Below are 19411 nucleotides of genomic sequence, written 5' to 3'. Positions count from 1 at the left end.
GTCCTTGAATCGTTGCTTTGGGGGGTGCGTGACGAAACGTGTGCTCATTGTCGAGGACAATGAACTCAATCTCAAGCTGTTCTGCGACCTGCTGCGCGCCCACGCCTATGAGTGCGAGCCGGTGCGCGACGGGCGCGAGGCGGTGGAACGCGCCCGCGCCTTCGCGCCCGATCTGGTCATCATGGACATCCAGTTGCCGCACGTCAGCGGGCTGGAGCTGATCGAGACGCTGAAGGCCGACGCGGCGCTGAAGGCGATCCCGATCATGGCGGTCACCGCCTATGCCGCCCGCACCGACGAGGAGCGCATTCGCGGCGCCGGTGCGGAGGCCTACGTCTCGAAACCGATCTCGGTCACCCGATTCGTCGAATCGGTCGCCGCCCTCGTCTGAGCGCCGCTCAGGAATTCGCGCCGGTATCGCCCGCGTTCGGGTCCTTCCCGCCGCCGGCGATCCATTCGTCGAGCACGCGCTCCAGCGTCGGCAGCGGCACCGAGCCAAGGCCCAGCAGCGTGTCGTGGAACCAGCGCTGGTCGAACGCCGCGCCCAGCGCCTTCTCCGCCTCGGCGCGCTTGCGGCGGATCAGCATCTCGCCCAGCTTGTAGGCCAGCGCCTGGCCGGGGTTGTTGATATAGCGGTCGACCTCGATCGTGACCTCATGGTCCGACAGCGCGGTGTGCTGCTTCATGTAGTCGAGCGCTTGCTGCCGGGTCCAACCCTTGTGGTGCAGGCCGGTGTCGACCACCAGCCGCGCGGCGCGCCACATCTCGTAGGTCTCGCGCCCGAACTCGTCATAGGGCGTCTCGTACAGCCCCATCTGGATGCCGAGCCATTCGGTGTAGAGGCCCCAGCCTTCGCCATAGCCGGAGAAATAGGTCGTGCGGCGGATCTGCGGCCGGTTCGGCGCCTCCAGCGCCAGCGCCGCCTGGAAACTGTGGCCCGGCGCACATTCGTGCGCGGTGAGCGGCGGGATGGTGTAGAGCGGCCGCGCCGGCAGATTGTAGGTGTTCATCAGGCAGCTTTCGAGCCCGCCGTTGCCGCCCGTCGCGAACGGGGCGATATTGTCCGGCGTCGGCCGGATGGTGAAGCGATAGCGCGGCAGGCGCCCGACCAGGAACTTCAACTGCCCGTTGATGCGATTGGCGATGTAGGCCGACTTGGCGAGCAGCTCGTAGGGCGACTTCGCGGTGAACTGCGGATCGGTCTTCAGGAAATGGAGGAAGCCGGCGAAATCGCCTGTCCAGCCCGCCTTCTTCATCGTCGCCTGCATGTCGGCGTCGATCCGGGCGACCTCTTTCAGGCCGATCTCGTGGATCTGGTCGGGGGTCAGGTCCAGCGTCGTGAACTGGCGGACCTTCGCGGCGTAATAGGCCTTGCCGTCGGGCAGCGCCTCCCCGGCGATCGGCACGCGCGCGTTGGGGATGTATTCGTCGCGCACGAACGCGCGCAGCTTGGCGAAAGCGGGCGCCGCGGCCGCCACCGCGCGGCGGCCTTCGGCGGTCAGCGCGGTGCGCTCGCCCTCCGGGATGCTGCCGGGCATCGCGGCGAACGTGATGAAAAGCGGGTTGGCGTCGACGTCGGTTGCGGCGAGCGGGGCGATCGGCCCATCGCGCCCGGCGAGCGATACGCGCGGCTTGGTGAAGCCGCGCTTCAGGCCGGCGCGCATGTTGACGATCTGTTCGTCGATATGGCGCGGCATGTCGCCCAGGCGCTTGATGTAGTTGCGATAGGCCTGGGCGCTGGTCAGCCCGCCGCGCGGCGCGATCCATGTCCAGAAGCCGAACGGATCCTCGAATTCCCGGTATTTCTGATTGACCGCGAACTCCTCGAGCGCGGTGCGGAACACCTCGGCGTTGATCCGTTCTTCCGGCGATAGCTGGTCGAACGGGATCTTGTTCAGCTCGGCCAGTGCATTGGTCCAGTAGGCGGCACGGCGTGCCTGGCTTGCGGCGTCGACATGCGGCAGCCGGTCGCCGCCCTGGCGGTCGCCGTCGGCGTCGAGCGCAAGCTCGTTGGTCCGCCATTGCCATTCGGCGTCGTACAACGCCTTCAGCCGCGCGTCGGCCGACTGGGCCGCCGCCTGCGTTGCTGGCTGGGCGAGGGCAGGGGCGGCGGCCGGCACCGCGAAGGCGGCGGCGACAAGGGCGGCGGAAGACAGATAGCGCATCGGGGATCCTCTCTTCTCGATGGCCGGGCGCGATGCCGGCATGGTGTCGCCGGCGCAAAGGCCGTGGGGCGTGTGCTGGCCAGCGCTCATGCCGGCCGTCGCCGCGCGGTGACGATCACGTCGATCTCGTCCGCGCGCGGGTTGATGAATTCCAGCCGGGTACGGCCGTCGTCGGTCTGTCTGATCGTCGCGGGCACGGAACTGTTGGTCAGCACCCACCCGGCGGGAAGGACGACGCTGTTGAGCGGCCGGCCGAACGCGCGGTGCCAGACCAGCTCGTCGCCGACCAGCTTGTAGCGCTCCGGATCGGTATAGGTTTCGAAGAAGCGCAGGCGTGCGCTCTCACCCTGTTTCACCGGATCGAAACGGAACACCACCGCCTCGGTCTCAGGCGTCACGCCCTTTTCGGACGGGCTGACCTTCAGGATCGCATCGCCCTTCAGCATCTCCCACTTGAGCGGCTGGCCGGTGTCGAGGTTGCGCGCCGACGGCTTCGACGCGGTGCTGCCCGCCCGGACGATGTTGACGTAGACGCCGACGCCCGGCCGGGTCTCGGTATAGTCGTGGTACAGGTCGAAGCTGTGGGTTTCCGGCGGCTGGAGGAAATAGGCGATCTCGCGGTTCTGCCACGCCCTTTCGACGAGCGCGCCGGCCAGGCTGGAGGGCGAGGACGGCAACCCGGGGGCCGGCCGCGCCTTCACCACCAGCGGCGCTTCGGCGGGCGTGTTGTTCCAGAACGCGATCTTGATGCGGCCGTCGGCTTCCTGCAGCACCTGCGCCGGGTAGCTGCACGATACCAGTTCGTAGCCGGCGGGCAGCACGACCGCGTTGCGCTTGTTGCCCAGCGGGCGATCGAACACGATGACGTCGCCTTCCTGGTAATAGCTTTTCGCGTCCTCGTAGGTCTTGTCGATCAGCACGCGGCCCTCGCCGCCGTCGCCCGGCACCGGGCGGCCCAGCTCGACGCGGATATACTGGTTGCCGGGCGCCGCCCCGCGCACGCCGCCGGCCTTGGCGACGTCGCCGGAAACGACGCCGAACGGCAGCCGCTTGCCAGTCGCGCGGTCGGTGACGCTCTCGTCGGTGGCGATGCTGCCCGGGCGGATCGGGTTGAAATAGGCGGTGGCGCCCGGCGTGCTGGCGGTGATCTCGTAGATGATGCGGAACGCATGGCTGCCCGGCGCGAGCAGCTCATAGCGGGTGTAGGCGTCCGATTCGGTCTGGCGCGGCGGCTCGACCGGCTGCGCGGGCAGCGGTGCCGCCGTCGCCAGGGAAGCCGCGATCGTCATCGCCCATGTGAGATGCGCCATCGTCCCCCACCCGCTGCCAGTGATTCTGGAACGCTCTTATATCGTATACTTGCTACGATAAGTGCGGAGCCGTCAACAGCGGGCGCGGTTCATCGGGGGAGTCGGCGCCCCGCGATGCCGGGAAAGTGGCGCGCAAAAGAAAAGGCGGGCCGCTCATCGCCGCCCGCCCGCGCATCTTTCGGCGACGGATCGCTTACTTGATCTTCGCTTCCTTGAACTCGACATGCTTGCGCACGACCGGGTCGTACTTGCGGAAGCTCAGCTTTTCCGTGGTGTTCGGGCTGCGCGGATTCTTCTTGGTGACGTAATAGAAGCCGGTGTCGGCGGTGCTTACCAGCTTGATCTTGACCGTGGTCGGCTTTGCCATGACCCGTACCCTCGAATGACTGTCTGCGAAAAAATAAAAGCGGCGCCGCCGCCGCTCCCGTTCAGGGCGGGTCCATTGCGCGGCATGGGCGCGGTTGTCAAGGGCCGCCGCCGGTTAACGCGGCGTTAGGGACTGTCGGACGATAGTCGGTTCCGCTGCAATGACAGGGGGTGGGGCCGATGGCGATGGAGTCCGAGGCGATGCGCCATGTGCGGGCGCTGCTCTGCGCGCGGATCGACGGCATCGCCGACGACATGCGCCGCCGCCGCCCGGTCCGGCTTTGCGAGAATGTCGATCTGGTTCGCGGCATGGCACAGGCCCACGGCCTGCTGCCGCTCGCCCAGCTTGCCAGCGCGCTGGCCACGGCGCTCGCCGCCGGCGAACGCGGCGCGCGGGTTGCCGACTGCCTGGATCTGATGCGCGAGGCGGCGGGCCACGCCCCCGGCGACGCATTGACCGGCGAGGCGTTCGCCGCCTTGATCTCGGTCCGCTATTCCGGCTGAGCCGCGCTCCGCCGCTCTCCCCGCCGAATGGACGCACTGCTGCCCGCCTTCGTCGCCGCCCTCGCCGCAGAGATGGGGGACAGGACGCAGGTGCTGGCGCTGCTGCTCGCCGCCCGCTTCGGCGCCCGCCCGGCGGTGCTCGGCGGCATTGCGCTGGCGGCGGCGGTCCATGCGCTGATCGCCGGCTATGGCGGCGCGCTCGTCGCTCCGCTGCTGACCCCGGAGGCACGGGCGCTCCTGTTGGCGCTGGCGCTGCTCGCCGCCGGCATCGGCGCCTGGCTGCCGCAGCGGGCGCCGGCGCTGGCGGACGGCGGGCGTTGGGGGGCACTGCCGACCAGCTTCGCCACCTTCTTCCTGCTTGAGCTGGGCGACAAGACCCAGTTGCTGACCGCCGCTGTCGCCGCCCGCGCCGGGGCGCCGCTGCTCGCCGCGACCGGTGCCGCCGCCGGGGTGACGGTCGCTGCCGGGCTGGCGATCGCGCTTGGCGCCGCGCTGCCCCGCCGGGCGCTGCGCCGGGTCGTCGGAACCATTCTGCCGCTCGTCGGGTTGGGCGTGGCAATCGCGGCGCTGCGGCTGATCTAGCGGCGCGATCATCGTGATCGGAATTATCCGTGTCGGCCGCGTAACTTTTGCGTGGCTCGTGCATTGAGAGGGGCGTATCTCAAGATTCAATCCCCAAGGAGGCAAGCATGGCCAAGGCAGGCAACGTGAAAACCCCGACCCCCAAGCTCAGGACCCCGACGGATCTGACCAGCAACGCGACCAAGACGGTGGCGGATGCGCTGAACGGCATCCTCGCCAACAGCTACGCGCTGTACCTGAAGACCAAGAATTTCCATTGGCATGTCTCCGGCCCGCACTTCCGCGACTATCACCTGCTGCTCGACGAGCAGGCGGCGCAGATCCTCGCGACGACGGACGAGATCGCGGAACGGGTGCGCAAGACCGGCAACACCACCCTGCGCTCGATCGGCGACATCGCCCGGCACCAGACGATCGAGGACAACGACGCCGCGTTCGTCTCGGCCGCCGACATGCTGGCGGAACTGCGCGAGGATAACCAGAAGCTGGTCGAGCAGCTTCGCGAGGCGAAGGACATCGTCGACGACGCGAAGGACAATGCTACCTCCGGCATCCTCGACGACTGGACCGACCAGGCCGAACAGCGCGCCTGGTTCCTGTTCGAGGCCAGCCGCGCCTGATTGCGGAACCGGAACGGGCCTCCGGCTGTTTGTCCCCCACAACAGACGGAGGTCCGTGCAATGATACGCTGGGCGATTATCTTCCTGGTTATCGGACTGGTTTTCGCGGTGCTGGGTTTCGGCGGGATCGGCGGGGCCTTCATTGGCATCGCCAAGATCCTGTTCTTCCTGGCGATCGCCATTTTCGTGATCCTGCTCGTCCTCGGGCTGATCGCGGGCAAGAAGATCGTGGACTGACACCCCGGCCGGCCCTGCTTGTGCGGGGCCGGCCATGAGGGGGTTTGCCCGCCTGCTCGACGGGCTGGTCTACACCCGCTCGCGCAACGCCAAGCTGCGGCTGATCGGCGCCTATCTGCGCGCCACCCCTGACCCGGATCGCGGCTGGGCGCTCGCCGCGCTGACCGGCGCCGACGACATCCCCGCCATAAAGCCCGCCGTCGTCCGCGCCCTGATCGAAGAGCGCGTCGATCCGGTGCTGTTCCGGATGAGTCGCGACTATGTCGGCGACACGGCGGAAACGGTGGCGCTGCTCTGGCCCGGCCGCGCCGTTGCCGACGATCCCGCCGCGCTCGGCCTCGCCGCCGTCGTCGCCCGCCTGTCGACGCTCGGCCGCAGCGAGGCGCCGGCGGCGCTCGCCTGGCTGCTCGACCGGATGACGCCGGAGGAACGCTATGCGCTGCTGAAGCTGGCGACCGGCGGCCTGCGCGCCGGCGTCTCGGCCCGGCTGGCCAAGACCGCCTTCGCCCAGGCTTTCGCGCTCGACGTCGATGCGGTGGAGGAGGTGTGGCACGCGCTGGCGCCGCCCTATGCCGCATTGTTCGCCTGGGCGGAGGGGCGGGGCGAACAGCCGATCGCCGCCGACATGCCGGTGTTCCGCCCGTTCATGCTCGCCCATCCGCTGGGCGAGGATCAGGCCGCGATGGACGCCTATGCCGCCGAATGGAAATGGGACGGCATCCGCGTCCAGCTCGTTCGCGTCGGCGGGCAGGTCCGGCTCTACAGCCGCGGCGGCGACGACATCACAGCCGCCTTCCCGGAGGTGGCAAGCGCGTTCGACCGCGACGGCGTCGTCGACGGCGAATTGCTGGTCAAGGGCGATGCGCAGGGCAGCGCTGCCCACGGCGGCGCCACCGCCAGCTTCAACGCCCTCCAGCAGCGGCTTGGCCGCAAGGCGGTCTCCGCCCGGATGCTCGCCGACTATCCCGCCTTCGTCCGCCTCTACGACATATTGTTCGACGGAGCGGAGACGGCCGCCCGCTCGCCTGGACCGCGCGCCGCGCCCGGCTCGAACGCTTCGTCGCCCGGCTCGACCCGGCGCGCTTCGACCTGTCGATGCTGGTCGAGGCGGACAGCTTTTCAGCGCTTGAGGCATTGCGCGCCGGCGCCCGCGACGCGGCGGTGGAGGGGGTGATGCTGAAACGCCGCGACAGCGCCTATGTCGCCGGCCGTCGCACCGGCCTCTGGTACAAGTGGAAACGCGATCCGCTGCGCGCCGACTGCGTCATGCTCTATGCCCAGCGCGGCAACGGCAAGCGCTCCAGCTTCTATTCCGACTACACCTTCGGCTGCTGGAGCGAGGATGGCCGGCTGCTGCCGGTCGGCAAGGCCTATTCCGGCTTCACCGACGAAGAGCTGAAATGGCTCGACCGGTTCGTCCGCACCCACACCGTCGATCGTTTCGGCCCGGTGCGCGAAGTCGAAAAGACGCTGGTGCTGGAAGTGGCGTTCGATTCCGTCCACGCCAGCACCCGCCACAAATCGGGCATCGCCATGCGCTTCCCCCGCATCGCCCGCATCCGCACCGACAAGCCCGCCGCCGAGGCCGACCGCATCGAAACCCTTCGCGCGATGATTGCCTGACCCACGGTCGCCGCGTCGGGGCGGGCACCATCATCCGCCCGTCATGGCGAGCGTAGCGAAGCAATCCATCCCCGCAGCCGGGGACCAGACCGCTCGCCCTATCGCGCGTTCAGCGCCGCCTGTTGCTCCGGCGTCAGTTGCGCGCTGGCGTTGGCGGCGGTGTCGTCCGTGTCGGTGGTCGCCCACGGCGCGGCGACGGACAGTGCCAGCCAGATCACGCCCGCCGCCCACAGCAGCGCCATCCAGCGGCTGCGGAAGATGCTGCGATGGCGGAACGGAAAGAGCATTGGCGGGTCATGCGCCCGCATTGGTTGGCGATCGGTAAAAAAGCGGGCGGCCGGATTGTGCCCGGCCGCCCGCCTGTCGCAACGCCGGTCAGGCGGCGTCGCGGTGGTTGTCGATCTGCTCGACCGTGGCGTTGCCGCCGATCGCGATCTTCTGCGGCTTCATCGCTTCCGGCACCTCGCGCACCAGGTCGATGGTCAGCAGGCCGTCGGCCAGGTCGGCGCCGGCGACGCGGACGAAGTCGGCCAACTCGAACCGCCGCTCGAAGCTGCGGTTGGCGATGCCGACATGCAGGTACTGCGACCGGTCCTGCGCCGCCTGCTCCTTGCTGCCCTTGACCAGCAGCAGGTTCTGCTGGGCGGTGATGTCGATCTCGTCGCGCTTGAAGCCGGCCAGGGCGATGGTGATCCGGTAGCGGTCCTCGCTCAGCCGCTCCAGGTCGAACGGCGGATAATTGTCGGCCTGCGAGCGGTTGTTCTCGAGCAGGTCGAACAACCGGTCGAAACCGACGGTTGAACGGCGATAGGGGGTGAAATCAAAGCTACGCATGGTCAAATCCTCCAATGAGCAAAATGACTTGGTCCAGCGGCGCCCCGTTGCGGCGGCGCCGCGCGCATCCCGTCAAGGCGATGGCGCAGCCCTGATCTGGTTGTCGATTTTCCGCTTTCAAGGGGGGGCGACGGGGAACGAAAAACAGAATGCCCGGACCGTTTCCGATCCGGGCACCCTGCGTGACGAATGCTCGCCAGCCCCCTTTGCCGTCGCTGCGACGATCGACTGCCCCCTCAAGCAGTCAAACGGAGCGACAGCCTCCCAGAACCACGGCTTTGCCTGCGTTTCGGTCCGCAAACGCTACGAGAGCGCCCCGGCCCTGTCATCCCGATTCGGGCGGGGCCGCCACGATTGGGCGCGCCATGTGTTCATTCGGCAACAGCCCCGCCGCCGGTTGCAACCCGGCCCGCCTGGCCCTAGAGCGTGGCCCTTGCGCTACGCCCTTCCCGGACCCGCCGCTTCATGATCCTCTCCCGTTACGAGCGCATGATCGCCAAGCGCTATCTGCTGCCGGGGCGGGGGGAAGCGTTCATCTTCCTCGTCGCCGGCATCAGCCTGGCCGCGGTGATGCTGGGCGTCGCCGCGCTGGTCATCGTGATGAGCGTGATGAACGGTTTCCGCGCGGAACTGTTCGAAAAGGTCGTCGGGCTGAACGGCCACGCCGTCGTCCAGGGCTATGACGGCCGGCTGCCCGACTGGCAGTCGGTCGTCGCGCAGGCGCGCAAGACGCCGGGGGTGACGGAGGCGACGCCGCTGATCGAACAGCCGCTGATGGCCAGCTACGACGGCCGGGTGGAAGCGGTGCTGGCGCGTGGCATGCGGGTGGAGGATATCCGCGCCAACCAGACGATCCGCAGCAAGGTGCTGGCCGGCAGCCTGACCGCGCTGAAGCCGGGCAGCGACAATGTCGCGATCGGCGCGCGGCTGGCCGAATCGCTCGGCGCCCAGGTCGGCGGGGAAATCAGCCTGATCAGCCCGCAAGGCCAGACGACACCGTTCGGCACGGTGCCGCGCATCGTCAGCTACCGCGTCGCCGCGATCTTCGAAGTTGGCGTCTACGATTACGACAAGGCGTTCGTCATCATGCCGATCGAGGACGCGCAGACGCTGCTGATGCTGGGCGACGCGGTCGGGATGATCGAGGTCAAGACCGTCGACCCCGACAATGTCGCCGCCATCCTCGCCCCGCTGGCGCGCGCGGTGCAGGGCAAGGCGGTGATCACCGACTGGCGCAGCATGAACGCGACGCTGTTCGAAGCGCTGGCGGTGGAGCGGGTGGCGATGTTCGTCGTCCTGTCGATCATCGTGCTGGTCGCGGTGTTCAACATCCTGTCGTCGCTGATTATGCTGGTCCGCGCCAAGACCCGCGACATCGCGATCTTGCGGACGATGGGCGCGTCGCGCGGCGCGATGATGCGGATTTTCATGACCGTCGGCGTGTCGATCGGCGTGCTCGGCATCCTCGCCGGGCTGGTGCTCGGCGCGGTGTTCCTGTTCTACCGGCAGGCGGTGGTCAATTTCGTCCAGCTCGTCACCGGCCAGAATCTGTGGGACCCGTCGATCCGCTTCCTGACCGAGCTGCCGGCGCGGACCGACCCGGTGGAGGTAGTGGCGATCGTCGTCATGGCGCTGGTGCTGTCGGTGCTGGCAACGCTCTACCCGGCCTACAAGGCGGCGAGCACCGATCCGGTGCAGGTGCTGCGCTATGAGTGACGTGCTGGCGGTCAGCGGGCTGAAGCGCAGCTTCACCCAGGGCGAGGAGACGATCCACGTGCTGCGCGGCGTCGACCTGACCGTGGCGGAAGGGGAGATCGTCGCGCTGCTCGGCCCCAGCGGTTCCGGCAAGTCGACGCTGCTCCAGGCGGTCGGCTTGCTCGAGGGCGGCTTCGACGGGTCGATCCGCATCGCCGGCGAGGAAGCCGCCCGGCTCGACGCCGACGGGCGGACGCGGGTGCGGCGCGAGGCGCTGGGCTTCGTCTACCAGTTCCACCACCTGCTGCCCGATTTCGACGCGCAGGAGAATGTCGTGCTGCCGCAGTTGATCCGCGGCGTGCCGACCGACGCGGCGACGGAACGGGCGGCGGCGTTGCTCGCCGCGCTCGGCCTGCGCCGCCGGCTGACCCATCGCCCGTCGCAGTTGTCGGGCGGGGAGCAGCAGCGGGTGGCGGTGGCGCGCGCGCTGGCCAACCGCCCGGCGCTGGTGCTGGCCGACGAGCCGACCGGCAATCTGGACGAGGCGACCGCCAACATCGTTCTCGCCCAGTTCCTCGACCTGGTGCGCGGGGAAGGGTCGGCGGCGCTGGTCGCCACCCATAACGAACGGCTGGCCGCGAAGATGGACCGCACAGTCCGTTTGCACGACGGCGTGCTTGAAAGCTAAGACACGCCACGGCTTTTTGTGGCAGCATCCACACGGTCCGGTCGCATCGCGCGGGCGGCAAGGGAGATAGAGATGGCCCGTTCCGGTAGTTTCGCGTTCCGCTCCGCTTTCGCGTCGGCTGTGGCACTCGCATTGTCGGCCTGCGGCGGGGGTGACGGCACGCCGACGCCGACGCCGACCCCAACGCCGACCCCGGGGCCGCCGGTCTTCACCTCGCCGTCGGTCGTCTCGGTCGAATCGGGCACTACCGGCACCTTCTACGCCGCCACCGCCGTCGACCCGACCGGGGAAGCGCTGACCTTCTCGATCACCGGCGGCGCCGACGAGGCGCTGTTCACCATCACCAGCAGCGGCGCGCTGTCGTTCAAGACCCCGCCCGTCTACGATCCGGCAACCGGCGCCGACAACAATTACACGGTCAAGATCACGGTCACCGACGGCACCAACCCGGTGGTGATGGACCTGGTGATCAACGTCATCGCGCCCAATTCGGACTTCCGCGTCCGCCGCGTCGGCGTCGGCTTCAACCAGCCGGTCTACGTCTACCCGATCGCGGATGGGAAGGGGCGGGTGTTCGTCGTCGAACGTACCGGCCGCATCCGCATCCTCGACCCGAAGGAAACCAGCCCGGCGGCGACCACCACCTTCCTCGACGTCAGCGCGGAGATCAGCACGGATGGCGAGCGCGGGCTGCTCGGCTTCACCACCGCGCCGGATTTCGCGACCAGCGGCACCTTCTACGTTTTCCTGACCAACGCGACCGGCACGCTGGAAGTGCGGCGCTACAAGACGGTGGCGGACAACAAGGACGTCGCCGATCCCGCCAGCGCCGACGTGATCCTGCAGATCCCGCATCCGCGCAACAACCACAACGGCGGCTGGATCGGTTTCGGGCCGGACAATTTCCTCTACGTCACCACCGGCGACGGCGGCGGGGCGGGGGACCCGGACAACAACGCCCAGAACAAGGACAGCCTGCTCGGCAAGATCCTGCGGATCGATCCGGCGAGCGACGCCTATCCGAGCGATCCGAACAAGGACTACGCGATCCCCACCGCCAACCCGTTCGCGACCAGCGGCGGCGCGCCGGAAGTCATCGCCTACGGCCTGCGCAACCCCTATCGCGCATCGATCGACTTCGCGACCGGCAACGTCGTGTTCGGCGATGTCGGCCAGGATGGCTGGGAAGAGCTGAACATCCTGCTCACCAGCGACAAGGGCGCCAATTTCGGCTGGCCGATCCTGGAGGGCACGCATGTGTTCAAGGGCGGCGACACCACCGGCCTGATCGCGCCGGTCGCCGAATATGCCCACGGCACCGGCGACGTGCAGGGCAGCACCATCGTCGGCGGCTACGTCTATGGCGGGCCGGTCAGCAGCCTGCAGCTCAACTATTTCTTCGGCGATTTCGTCACCGGCCACCTGTGGAGCCTGCCGAGCGCGCTGCTCCAGCGCGGCAGCACCCTCGCCGGCAGCAGCTTCCGCGTTCGCACCGGCGCCTTCGTGCCGAACGCGGGCACGATCGACGCCGTGGTCAGCTTCGGGCAGGACGAGAACCGCAACCTCTACATCGTCGACTATGACGGCGAGATCTTCGTCGTCGAGAAGAAGCCGGCGACGTGAGCGCGGCGGCGGCCGCGCCGATCTTCGCCTTCCGCCCGGCGTTGCCCGGCGGCGGCACGGGGGCGCTGGCCGCCTATGCCGGCAAGGTGCTGCTGATCGTCAACGTCGCCAGCCGCTGCGGCTTCACGCCGCAATATGCCGGGCTGGAGGCGCTCTACCGTCGCTATGCCGATCGCGGCTTCGTCGTCCTCGGCTTCCCCTGCAACCAGTTCGGCGAGCAGGAACCGGGCAGTGACACGGAAATCGCGGCGTTCTGCGCGGCAACGTATGACGTGACCTTCCCGCTGTTCGCCAAGGTCGCCGTCAACGGACCCGGCGCGGATCCGCTCTGGGCCTGGCTGCAGGCGGAGCGCCGCGGCTTCGCCGGCATCCGGGCGATCAAGTGGAACTTCACCAAATTCCTGGTCGGCCGCGACGGCGCCGTCGTCGCCCGCTATGCGCCGATGACGAAGCCGGCGGCGATCGCCGCGGCGATCGAGGCGCTGCTTTAGAATCTGTCCGCCTTAGGCGGCACCACCCTCCAGCACCTTTCCAACGATGCTGCGCATCGCCGGAACCTTGGGCGCTTTCGCCCGCTCCCCCACCCGGCCTCCCACATGATACTGTCGTTGGGAGGCCGGGTGGGGGAGCGGGCTGGTGCCGATTCCGCTTCAAGCGGACAGACTCTAGAAGCCGATCCGGGCGTTCCGGGACGGCACCGGCCCGCGCCGCATTTTTGCGTCCCATTCCGGCATCGGGCTGCTATAGGGCGGTCGAACGCCCTATCTGCCGGGCGCATGGATGAAACGGGAGCATCGATGTTCAAGGGGGTAAAGCCCATCCTCTATGCCGGCCGCGAGGTGTGGCCGCTGATCGAGGGGGGCAAGGGTGTCGCTGTGTCGAACCACATGAGTTCCGGCGCCTGGGCGGCCGCCGGCGGCATCGGCACCGTGTCGGCGGTCAACGCCGACAGCTATGATCCAACCGGCAAGATCATCCCGCAGGTCTACAAATCCCGCACCCGCCGCGAACGGCATGACGAACTGGTCCAGTACGCGATCGACGGCGCCGTCGATCAGGTCAAACGCGCGTTTGAGATGGCCGGCGGCAAGGGCGCGATCAACATCAACGTGCTGTGGGAAATGGGCGGCGCCCAGCGCGTGCTCCACGGCGTGCTGGAACGGACGCGCGGCATGGTCGCGGGCGTCACCTGCGGCGCCGGCATGCCGTACAAGCTGAGCGAGATCGCCGCCTCCTACAACGTCAACTACCTGCCGATCATCAGCTCGGCCCGCGCCTTCCGCGCGCTGTGGAAGCGCGCCTATTCCAAGGCATCGGAATGGCTGGCGGCGGTGGTCTACGAGGACCCGTGGCTGGCCGGCGGCCATAACGGCCTGTCCAACGCCGAAGACCCGCTGAAACCGGAAGACCCCTATCCGCGCGTCAAGGCGCTGCGCGAGACGATGCGCGAAGGCGGCATCGCCGACAGCGTGCCGATCGTCATGGCGGGCGGCGTCTGGTATCTGCGCGACTGGGAAAGCTGGATCGACAACCCGGAACTGGGCCAGATCGCTTTCCAGTTCGGCACGCGGCCGCTGCTGACCCGCGAAAGCCCGATCCCAGACGGGTGGAAGGCCCGGCTGATGACGCTGGAGGACGGCGACATCCTGCTCCACCGCTTCTCCCCGACCGGCTTCTATTCCTCGGCGGTGCGCAACACCTTCCTGCGCGGGCTCGAGGCGCGCTCCGAACGGCAGATCGCCTTTTCCGGCGAGGCGGCGGGCGACCACCAGTTCCAGCTCGACGTCGGCATCAAGGGCCGCAATTTCTGGGTGACCCGCAACGATCTGCTGCGCGCGCGGGAATGGGACGCGCAGGGCTTCACCGTCGCGCTCAAGACCCCGGACAACACGCTGGTGTTCACCACGCCGGAGGAACGCGACATGATCCGCAAGGATCAGGCGGACTGCATGGGCTGCCTCAGCCAGTGCGGCTTCTCGTCCTGGGCGGATACCGAGACCAATTCCACCGGCCGGCTGGCTGATCCGCGCAGCTTCTGCATCCAGAAGACGCTGCAGGACATCGCCCATGGCGGCCCGGTCGACGACAACCTGATGTTCGCCGGCCACGGCGCGTTCAATTTCAAGACCGACCCATTCTATTCCAACGGCTTCGTGCCGACGGTGAAGCAGCTGGTCGACCGGATCCTGACCGGGGATTGAGCGGGTGAAACGGGCGCTGGTCGTCCGCCATGTGCCGTATGAGGGCGTAGCCGGCTTCCGCCAGCCGATCGAGGCGGCCGGCTACGCGATCGATAGGGTCGACGTGTCCGACCCGATCTTCGCCGATGTCGATTTCCGCGCGCCGGACCTGCTGGTGATGATGGGCGGGCCGATGGGCGTCTATGAAACGGACGCGCATCCGTGGATTCCGCGACAGCTGGAGAAGCTGCGCGACCGGCTCGACGCCGATCGGCCGACGCTCGGCGTCTGCCTCGGCAGCCAGATGATTGCCGCCGCGCTGGGCGCCCGCGTCTATCCCGGCGCGACCAGCGAGGTCGGCTTCGCGCCGGTCACCCTGTCGGACATCGGCCGCCGCTCGCCGGTCGCCCATATCGCCGCCGTGCCGGTGCTCCACTGGCACGGCGACACGTTCGACCTGCCAGCCGGTGTCGAACTGCTCGCCTCGACCGCCGCCTACCCGCATCAGGCGTTCCGCCGGGGCCGGTCGATCCTCGCGCTGCAATGCCATGCCGAAATGGGTCGGGATCCGCGCTTCGGCGCCTGGGTGGAGAGCGGCGCCGACAGCATCGCCCGCGCCGGCACCGACCCCGGCACACTGCACGGCGACCATGACCGCCTCGGCCCCGGCGCCGTTGCTGCCGGCCGGGCGATGATGACGGAGTGGCTCGCCGCCCTCGCCTGAACCCCTCGATACGTTCCTGCGAAAGCGGGAGCCCACGCAGTCGCTCCCATCACACCCACCCCGCCGTCGCGGCGAGCAGCCACAGGCCGATCGCCAGGAACAGCGCCGCCGCGATCATCCGCACAATGGTGAGCGGCACCCGGCGGACCAGCGCGTCGCCCAGGAGCACCGCCGGCACGTTGGCCAGCATCATGCCCAGCGTCGTCCCCGCGGTGACCGTCAGCGCAGCATGGTAGCGCGCGCCGAGCGCGACCGTGGCGATCTGGGTCTTGTCGCCCATTTCGACCAGGAAGAACGCGATGACGGTGGTGACGAACGCTCCGAACCGCGCCGGCTCCGCCTCGGCGTCGTCCAGCCGGTCGGGCACCAGCGTCCACGCCGCCATCGCGATGAACGACAGCGCGACCAGCGTGCGGAACAGCGGCCCGTCGAACAGCGCCGCCGCCTGCGCCCCGGCCAGCGCGGCGAGGAAATGGTTGGCCAGCGTCGCGACCAATATGCCGGCGACGATCGGCCATGGCCGCTTGAAACGGGTGGCGAGGACGATGGCGAGCAGTTGCGTCTTGTCGCCGATCTCGGCCAGCGCCACGACGGCGGTGGAGGTGAGCAGGGGGTCCATGGCGGGCGACTCCGGGGCCGGGCGGCTGATCCAAAAGCACCGGGCCTTCCGCCCGGCGAGGCGAAAGCGCGGCGCCATTGGTCTTGCCGGAACGGTGGTCCGTTCCCCGCCGCCACGGTCTCTCGACCAAGCATGTTGACGGCGGGCGCCCGCGCTTGCGCGGGTGGCTACTCCCCAGATGACGGGCCGCTGGCTAGCCGCCCCTGCCGCCGCTGGCAAGCGGCGAAGCTGCGGCTGATCGCAAAAAGCGAATGCAGAGAGCGGAATTGCCGGTTGGAAAGCGGGAGGGGGCGGTGCCATCTATCGGTCATGGCCCATCCGCTTCGCCTGCTCGGCCGTGTCATCGGCCTGCCGCTCGCCGCCTACACCAGCGCGGCGCGGCTGTGGCTGGGCGCGGCGGTCCTCGCAGGCGGCCTCGCTGCGCTGCTCGCGGGGCGCGGCATATAGGCGGAAGCATCCGTCATCGCGATGCCGCGCGACGGCGCGGCGATCGGTCCTACGCCCAGCCTTCCAGCACCTGATCGGGCGGGCGGTGGCCGTCGGCCCAGGCCTTGATATTGGCGATTACCTTGGCGCCCGACGCGTCGCGTCCCTCGACCGTCGCAGACGCCATGTGTGGCAGCAGCACGACGTTGGTCAGCGCGATCAACGCGTCCGACACGTGCGGTTCCTCGGCATAGACGTCCAGCCCGGCGCCGCCGATCCGCCCGTCGCGCAGCGCGTCGACCAGCGCCGCCTCGTCGACGATCTCGCCGCGCGCGACGTTGACCAGGTAGGAATGGGCCCCAAGCAGCGCCAGCCGCTCGGCGTCGATCATGTGGTGGGTCTCGGCGTTGTGCGGGCAGTTGATCGACAGGAAATCGATCTCGGTCAGCATCGCGTCCAGGTCCGGGTGCCAGTGGGCGGCGACGGCGCGCTCGACGATTTCGGGCAGGCGGCGGCGGTTGTGGTAATGCACCTCCATGCCGAAACCGCGCGCCCGCATCGCGATCGCCTGGCCGATCCGGCCCATGCCCAATATGCCCAGCTTCTTGCCGGACACGCGGCGGCCGAGCATAGACGTCGGGCTCCACCCGCGCCACTGCTTCGAGCGGACGAGCGCCTCGCCCTCGGCCAGCCGGCGCGGCGCCGCCAGGATCAGCGCCATCACCATGTCGGCGGTGTCGTCGGTGAACACGCCCGGCGTGTTGGTGACGATGATGCCCTTCGCCCGCGCCGCCTTCAGGTCGATATGGTCGGTACCGGCGCCGAAGCTGGCGATCAGCCGCAGCCGCGGGCCGGCGCCGGCGATCAACTCGGCGTCGATCTCGTCGGTGACGGTCGGCACCAGCACGTCGGCTTCCGCCATCGCGGCGGCCAGCGCGGCGCGGTCCATCGGCGTGTCGGTCGGGTTCAGGGTGACGGCGAACAGGTCGGCCATCCGCTGCTCCACCCCGGCGGGCAGCGCGCGGGTAACGATGACGGCGGGGCGGCTGGGGCGGGCGGTATCGGCCATTGCGCGGCTATCGTGCGGGTGCCCGGCCACGTCAATGCCCTGCGGCCGCCCCCTTGCTGATCGGCGGCGGCTTTGGCAACAGGGGCGCTGGTGACAGGAAAGGGCGGGCGGTGCGCGTAGCGGCAGGTGTGGCGCTGATGGTCGGGTTGATGCTGGCCCCGGAACCGGCCGCCGCCCAGCAGAAGGCGCCGCCCTACTGGGTGTCGATCGCCGCCGGGGAAGCGCGGATGCGCAGCGGGCCGGGTCGCAACTTCCCGACGCTGTGGCTCTACCACCGCCGCGCCATGCCGCTGAAAGTGGTGGAAACCTACACCGAAAACCACACCAACTGGCGCAAGGTGCAGGATGTCGACGGCACGACCGGCTGGATGCTGAGCGTGCTGCTCAGCGACACCCGCACCGCGATCGTCGTCGGCGGCACCCGCCCGCTGCGCGCCACCCCCACGCCGGCCGCGAAGGTCGTCTGGCGGGCGGAAGCCGGCGTCATCGGCCAGATCAGGGACTGCGCCAGCGGCTGGTGCGCCTTCGACGCCGGCAAAGGCCGCAAAGGCTATGTCGAAACCGCCCACCTATGGGGCGTCGGCCCCGACGAGGTCGTGCGCTAGCGGCGGCGGGACAGGCCCGCGCGCCGCTCCCGCCTTACGCCGCCGCCTTGCGCCGTTCCTTCACTTCCTGGTTCAGCATTTCGGCCAGCAGGAACGCCAGTTCCAGCGACTGGCTGGCGTTCAGGCGCGGGTCGCAGTGGGTGTGGTAGCGGTCGGCCAGGCTCTGCTCGGTCACCGCCACCGCGCCGCCGGTGCATTCGGTGACGTTCTGGCCGGTCATCTCGGCATGGATGCCGCCGGCGAAACTGCCCTCGGCGCGGTGGACGGCGAAGAAGCCGCGCACCTCGGCCAGGATCCGGTCGAACGGCCGGGTCTTGTAGCCGTTGTTCGCCTTGACGACGTTGCCGTGCATCGGGTCGCACGACCACACCACCGGGTGCCCCTCACGCTGGACGGCGCGGATGAGGCGTGGCAGCCCGCTCTCGATCTTGTCGTAGCCGTAACGGGTGATCAGCGTCATCCGCCCCGGCTCGCGCGCCGGGTTCAGCGTGTCGAGCAGGCGCAGCAGCGCGTCCGGCTCCAGGCTGGGGCCGCATTTCATGCCGATCGGATTGCCGATGCCGCGCAGATATTCGACATGCGCCGATCCGTCGAACCGGGTGCGGTCGCCGATCCACAGGAAATGGGCGCTGGTGTCGTACCAGTCGCCGGTCAGGCTGTCCTCGCGGGTCAGCGCCTGCTCGTAGGGGAGCAGCAGCGCCTCGTGGCTGGTGTAGAACTGCGTTGCCTTTAGCTGCGGCACCGTGTCCGGGCTGATGCCGCACGCCGCCATGAACTCCAGCGCGTCGCTGATCCGGTCGGCGGTCTCCGCATATTTCTTGGCCCATGGGCTGCGGCCCATGAAGTCGTGGGTCCAGCGATGGACCTGGTGCAGGTTGGCATAGCCGCCCTGGGCGAAGGCGCGCAGCAGGTTCTGCGTCGCCGCCGCCTGGCTGTAGGCGCGGATCATCCGCTGCGGATCGGGCACCCGCCCCTCCGGCGCGAAGGCGATGTCGTTGATGATGTCGCCGCGGTAGGAGGGCAGGGTGACGCCGCCCTGCTCCTCGGTATCGGCGGAGCGCGGCTTGGCGAACTGCCCGGCCATGCGGCCGACCTTCACCGTCGGCAGCTTCGACGCATAGGTCAGTACCACCGCCATCTGCAGGATGACGCGGAACGTGTCGCGGATGTTGTTCGGGTGGAACTCGGCGAAGGATTCGGCGCAGTCGCCGCCCTGGAGCAGAAAAGCCTTGCCCTCCGCCACCGTCGCCAACTCCGCCTTCAGGTCGCGCGCCTCGCCGGCGAAGACCAGCGGCGGGTAGCTGCCAAGCTCGGCCGTCGCCGCGCCGAGCGCCGCCGCGTCGGGGTAGGTCGGAAGCTGCCGCGCCTCGTGCGTGGTCCAGCTATCGGGCGTCCACTTCGCCGCCATCATCAAGCTCCTTCGTTCCCGCCTTGCGGTAAGCGGGCGGGAAAATCAATCGACCCGGGGCAAGGCGAGCGGCGGATGGTCCTGCTTCCACGAAAGCGGGGGTTCAAAAGGGCGCTCCCCGCCGAACCGCTCA

At 68.9% G+C, this 19411-nt stretch carries 21 protein-coding genes and 1 pseudogene; 14 read left to right on the top strand and 8 right to left on the bottom strand.

Annotation, left to right across the window (positions count from 1 at the left end; translation table 11 throughout):
- Positions 1 to 28 precede the first annotated feature (28 nt).
- Positions 29 to 391, top strand: coding sequence for a response regulator (locus E4A53_RS10875; RefSeq protein ID WP_136163125.1), 363 nt, complete (start codon positions 29 to 31; stop codon positions 389 to 391).
- A 7-nt stretch (positions 392 to 398) separates the two neighbouring features.
- Here the strand turns inward: E4A53_RS10875 and E4A53_RS10870 are convergent, their stop codons facing one another.
- The 3 genes from E4A53_RS10870 to rpmG form a co-directional block, all read right to left on the bottom strand.
- Complete coding sequence (locus E4A53_RS10870) at positions 399 to 2165, bottom strand: DUF885 domain-containing protein (protein WP_136163124.1); 1767 nt, start codon at positions 2163 to 2165, stop codon at positions 399 to 401.
- Between the two features lie 86 nt (positions 2166 to 2251).
- The gene (locus tag E4A53_RS10865) at positions 2252 to 3475 is read right to left on the bottom strand and encodes a hypothetical protein (protein WP_136163123.1); all 1224 of its coding nucleotides are present in this window, start codon (positions 3473 to 3475) and stop codon (positions 2252 to 2254) included.
- A 193-nt stretch (positions 3476 to 3668) separates the two neighbouring features.
- Positions 3669 to 3842 (bottom strand): 50S ribosomal protein L33, encoded by a 174-nt coding sequence (rpmG, locus tag E4A53_RS10860; RefSeq protein ID WP_136163122.1) that lies wholly within the window; start codon positions 3840 to 3842, stop codon positions 3669 to 3671.
- Positions 3843 to 4021: 179 nt separating this feature from the next.
- On the opposite strand from rpmG, the gene E4A53_RS10855 reads away from it, so the two are divergent.
- The 5 genes and pseudogenes from E4A53_RS10855 to E4A53_RS10835 all read left to right on the top strand — a co-directional run bounded on the left by E4A53_RS10855 (position 4022) and on the right by E4A53_RS10835 (position 7407).
- Positions 4022 to 4345: a hypothetical protein gene (locus E4A53_RS10855; protein ID WP_136163121.1), complete on the top strand. Its 324-nt coding sequence runs from the start codon at positions 4022 to 4024 to the stop codon at positions 4343 to 4345.
- 27 nt (positions 4346 to 4372) lie between these two features.
- The gene (locus E4A53_RS10850; RefSeq protein WP_136163120.1) at positions 4373 to 4927 is read left to right on the top strand and encodes a TMEM165/GDT1 family protein; all 555 of its coding nucleotides are present in this window, start codon (positions 4373 to 4375) and stop codon (positions 4925 to 4927) included.
- Between the two features lie 107 nt (positions 4928 to 5034).
- Positions 5035 to 5547 carry a Dps family protein gene (locus E4A53_RS10845; protein ID WP_136163119.1) on the top strand — a complete coding sequence of 171 codons (513 nt, stop codon included), beginning with the start codon at positions 5035 to 5037 and terminating at the stop codon, positions 5545 to 5547.
- Positions 5548 to 5607: 60 nt separating this feature from the next.
- Entirely contained in the window at positions 5608 to 5784 is a 177-nt protein-coding gene (locus E4A53_RS10840; RefSeq protein WP_136163118.1) for a DUF1328 domain-containing protein, read from the top strand.
- A 34-nt stretch (positions 5785 to 5818) separates the two neighbouring features.
- Positions 5819 to 7407: pseudogene (locus tag E4A53_RS10835) on the top strand (cisplatin damage response ATP-dependent DNA ligase).
- A 98-nt stretch (positions 7408 to 7505) separates the two neighbouring features.
- Here E4A53_RS10835 and E4A53_RS10830 read toward each other — a convergent pair.
- Complete coding sequence (locus tag E4A53_RS10830) at positions 7506 to 7715, bottom strand: hypothetical protein (RefSeq protein WP_136163117.1); 210 nt, start codon at positions 7713 to 7715, stop codon at positions 7506 to 7508.
- Positions 7716 to 7782: 67 nt separating this feature from the next.
- Entirely contained in the window at positions 7783 to 8241 is a 459-nt protein-coding gene (locus E4A53_RS10825) for an Hsp20 family protein (protein WP_136163116.1), read from the bottom strand.
- A gap of 465 nt (positions 8242 to 8706) precedes the next feature.
- Here E4A53_RS10825 and E4A53_RS10820 point away from each other — a divergent pair, with 465 nt between their 5' ends.
- The 6 genes from E4A53_RS10820 (at position 8707) to E4A53_RS10795 (ending at position 15151) form a co-directional block, all read left to right on the top strand.
- Entirely contained in the window at positions 8707 to 9957 is a 1251-nt protein-coding gene (locus E4A53_RS10820; protein WP_136163115.1) for a lipoprotein-releasing ABC transporter permease subunit, read from the top strand.
- Entirely contained in the window at positions 9950 to 10624 is a 675-nt protein-coding gene (locus E4A53_RS10815) for an ABC transporter ATP-binding protein (RefSeq protein ID WP_136163114.1), read from the top strand. The genes E4A53_RS10820 and E4A53_RS10815 overlap by 8 nt, the downstream gene beginning before the upstream one ends.
- 72 nt (positions 10625 to 10696) lie before the next feature.
- Positions 10697 to 12247, top strand: coding sequence for a PQQ-dependent sugar dehydrogenase (locus E4A53_RS10810; RefSeq protein WP_136163113.1), 1551 nt, complete (start codon positions 10697 to 10699; stop codon positions 12245 to 12247).
- A gap of 20 nt (positions 12248 to 12267) precedes the next feature.
- The gene (locus tag E4A53_RS10805) at positions 12268 to 12738 is read left to right on the top strand and encodes a glutathione peroxidase (RefSeq protein ID WP_136163151.1); all 471 of its coding nucleotides are present in this window, start codon (positions 12268 to 12270) and stop codon (positions 12736 to 12738) included.
- Positions 12739 to 13044: 306 nt separating this feature from the next.
- Positions 13045 to 14448: an NAD(P)H-dependent flavin oxidoreductase gene (locus E4A53_RS10800; protein ID WP_136163150.1), complete on the top strand. Its 1404-nt coding sequence runs from the start codon at positions 13045 to 13047 to the stop codon at positions 14446 to 14448.
- A gap of 4 nt (positions 14449 to 14452) precedes the next feature.
- Positions 14453 to 15151, top strand: coding sequence for a glutamine amidotransferase (locus E4A53_RS10795; RefSeq protein WP_136163112.1), 699 nt, complete (start codon positions 14453 to 14455; stop codon positions 15149 to 15151).
- A gap of 49 nt (positions 15152 to 15200) precedes the next feature.
- Here E4A53_RS10795 and E4A53_RS10790 read toward each other — a convergent pair whose 3' ends face one another.
- Complete coding sequence (locus tag E4A53_RS10790) at positions 15201 to 15770, bottom strand: TMEM165/GDT1 family protein (RefSeq protein WP_136163111.1); 570 nt, start codon at positions 15768 to 15770, stop codon at positions 15201 to 15203.
- 309 nt (positions 15771 to 16079) lie between these two features.
- On the opposite strand from E4A53_RS10790, the gene E4A53_RS14665 reads away from it, so the two are divergent.
- The gene (locus tag E4A53_RS14665) at positions 16080 to 16217 is read left to right on the top strand and encodes a hypothetical protein (protein ID WP_168694366.1); all 138 of its coding nucleotides are present in this window, start codon (positions 16080 to 16082) and stop codon (positions 16215 to 16217) included.
- A gap of 49 nt (positions 16218 to 16266) precedes the next feature.
- On the opposite strand, the gene E4A53_RS10785 is transcribed toward E4A53_RS14665, so the two are convergent.
- A complete protein-coding gene (locus E4A53_RS10785) occupies positions 16267 to 17265 on the bottom strand; it encodes a 2-hydroxyacid dehydrogenase (RefSeq protein ID WP_136163110.1) in 999 nt (332 codons plus the stop codon).
- 110 nt (positions 17266 to 17375) lie between these two features.
- Here E4A53_RS10785 and E4A53_RS10780 point away from each other — a divergent pair, with 110 nt between their 5' ends.
- Complete coding sequence (locus tag E4A53_RS10780) at positions 17376 to 17870, top strand: SH3 domain-containing protein (RefSeq protein WP_239018264.1); 495 nt, start codon at positions 17376 to 17378, stop codon at positions 17868 to 17870.
- A gap of 34 nt (positions 17871 to 17904) precedes the next feature.
- Here the strand turns inward: E4A53_RS10780 and E4A53_RS10775 are convergent, their stop codons facing one another.
- Positions 17905 to 19278, bottom strand: a complete 1374-nt coding sequence (locus E4A53_RS10775; RefSeq protein WP_136163109.1) for a class II 3-deoxy-7-phosphoheptulonate synthase — start codon at positions 19276 to 19278, stop codon at positions 17905 to 17907.
- Positions 19279 to 19411 lie beyond the last annotated feature (133 nt).

The sequence above is a fragment of the Sphingomonas flavalba genome, assembly GCF_004796535.1.
Classification (GTDB): domain Bacteria; phylum Pseudomonadota; class Alphaproteobacteria; order Sphingomonadales; family Sphingomonadaceae; genus Sphingomonas_L; species Sphingomonas_L flavalba.
The sequence above is the reverse complement of the archived record's forward strand: the minus strand, read 5'-3'. Positions and strand labels throughout refer to the sequence as shown.

Excerpts from the sequence above, each read along its gene's own strand:
- E4A53_RS10815 (WP_136163114.1), top strand. The coding sequence starts at position 9,950 with ATGAGTGACGTGCTGGCGGTCAGCGGGCTGAAGCGCAGCTTCACCCAG.
- E4A53_RS14665 (WP_168694366.1), top strand. The coding sequence starts at position 16,080 with ATGGCCCATCCGCTTCGCCTGCTCGGCCGTGTCATCGGCCTGCCGCTC.
- E4A53_RS10820 (WP_136163115.1), top strand. The coding sequence starts at position 8,707 with ATGATCCTCTCCCGTTACGAGCGCATGATCGCCAAGCGCTATCTGCTG.
- E4A53_RS10785 (WP_136163110.1), bottom strand. The coding sequence starts at position 17,265 with ATGGCCGATACCGCCCGCCCCAGCCGCCCCGCCGTCATCGTTACCCGC.
- E4A53_RS10825 (WP_136163116.1), bottom strand. The coding sequence starts at position 8,241 with ATGCGTAGCTTTGATTTCACCCCCTATCGCCGTTCAACCGTCGGTTTC.
- rpmG (WP_136163122.1), bottom strand. The coding sequence starts at position 3,842 with ATGGCAAAGCCGACCACGGTCAAGATCAAGCTGGTAAGCACCGCCGAC.
- E4A53_RS10850 (WP_136163120.1), top strand. The coding sequence starts at position 4,373 with ATGGACGCACTGCTGCCCGCCTTCGTCGCCGCCCTCGCCGCAGAGATG.
- E4A53_RS10790 (WP_136163111.1), bottom strand. The coding sequence starts at position 15,770 with ATGGACCCCCTGCTCACCTCCACCGCCGTCGTGGCGCTGGCCGAGATC.
- E4A53_RS10775 (WP_136163109.1), bottom strand. The coding sequence starts at position 19,278 with ATGGCGGCGAAGTGGACGCCCGATAGCTGGACCACGCACGAGGCGCGG.
- E4A53_RS10865 (WP_136163123.1), bottom strand. The coding sequence starts at position 3,475 with ATGGCGCATCTCACATGGGCGATGACGATCGCGGCTTCCCTGGCGACG.
- E4A53_RS10810 (WP_136163113.1), top strand. The coding sequence starts at position 10,697 with ATGGCCCGTTCCGGTAGTTTCGCGTTCCGCTCCGCTTTCGCGTCGGCT.
- E4A53_RS10800 (WP_136163150.1), top strand. The coding sequence starts at position 13,045 with ATGTTCAAGGGGGTAAAGCCCATCCTCTATGCCGGCCGCGAGGTGTGG.
- E4A53_RS10830 (WP_136163117.1), bottom strand. The coding sequence starts at position 7,715 with ATGCGGGCGCATGACCCGCCAATGCTCTTTCCGTTCCGCCATCGCAGC.
- E4A53_RS10840 (WP_136163118.1), top strand. The coding sequence starts at position 5,608 with ATGATACGCTGGGCGATTATCTTCCTGGTTATCGGACTGGTTTTCGCG.
- E4A53_RS10870 (WP_136163124.1), bottom strand. The coding sequence starts at position 2,165 with ATGCGCTATCTGTCTTCCGCCGCCCTTGTCGCCGCCGCCTTCGCGGTG.
- E4A53_RS10855 (WP_136163121.1), top strand. The coding sequence starts at position 4,022 with ATGGCGATGGAGTCCGAGGCGATGCGCCATGTGCGGGCGCTGCTCTGC.
- E4A53_RS10845 (WP_136163119.1), top strand. The coding sequence starts at position 5,035 with ATGGCCAAGGCAGGCAACGTGAAAACCCCGACCCCCAAGCTCAGGACC.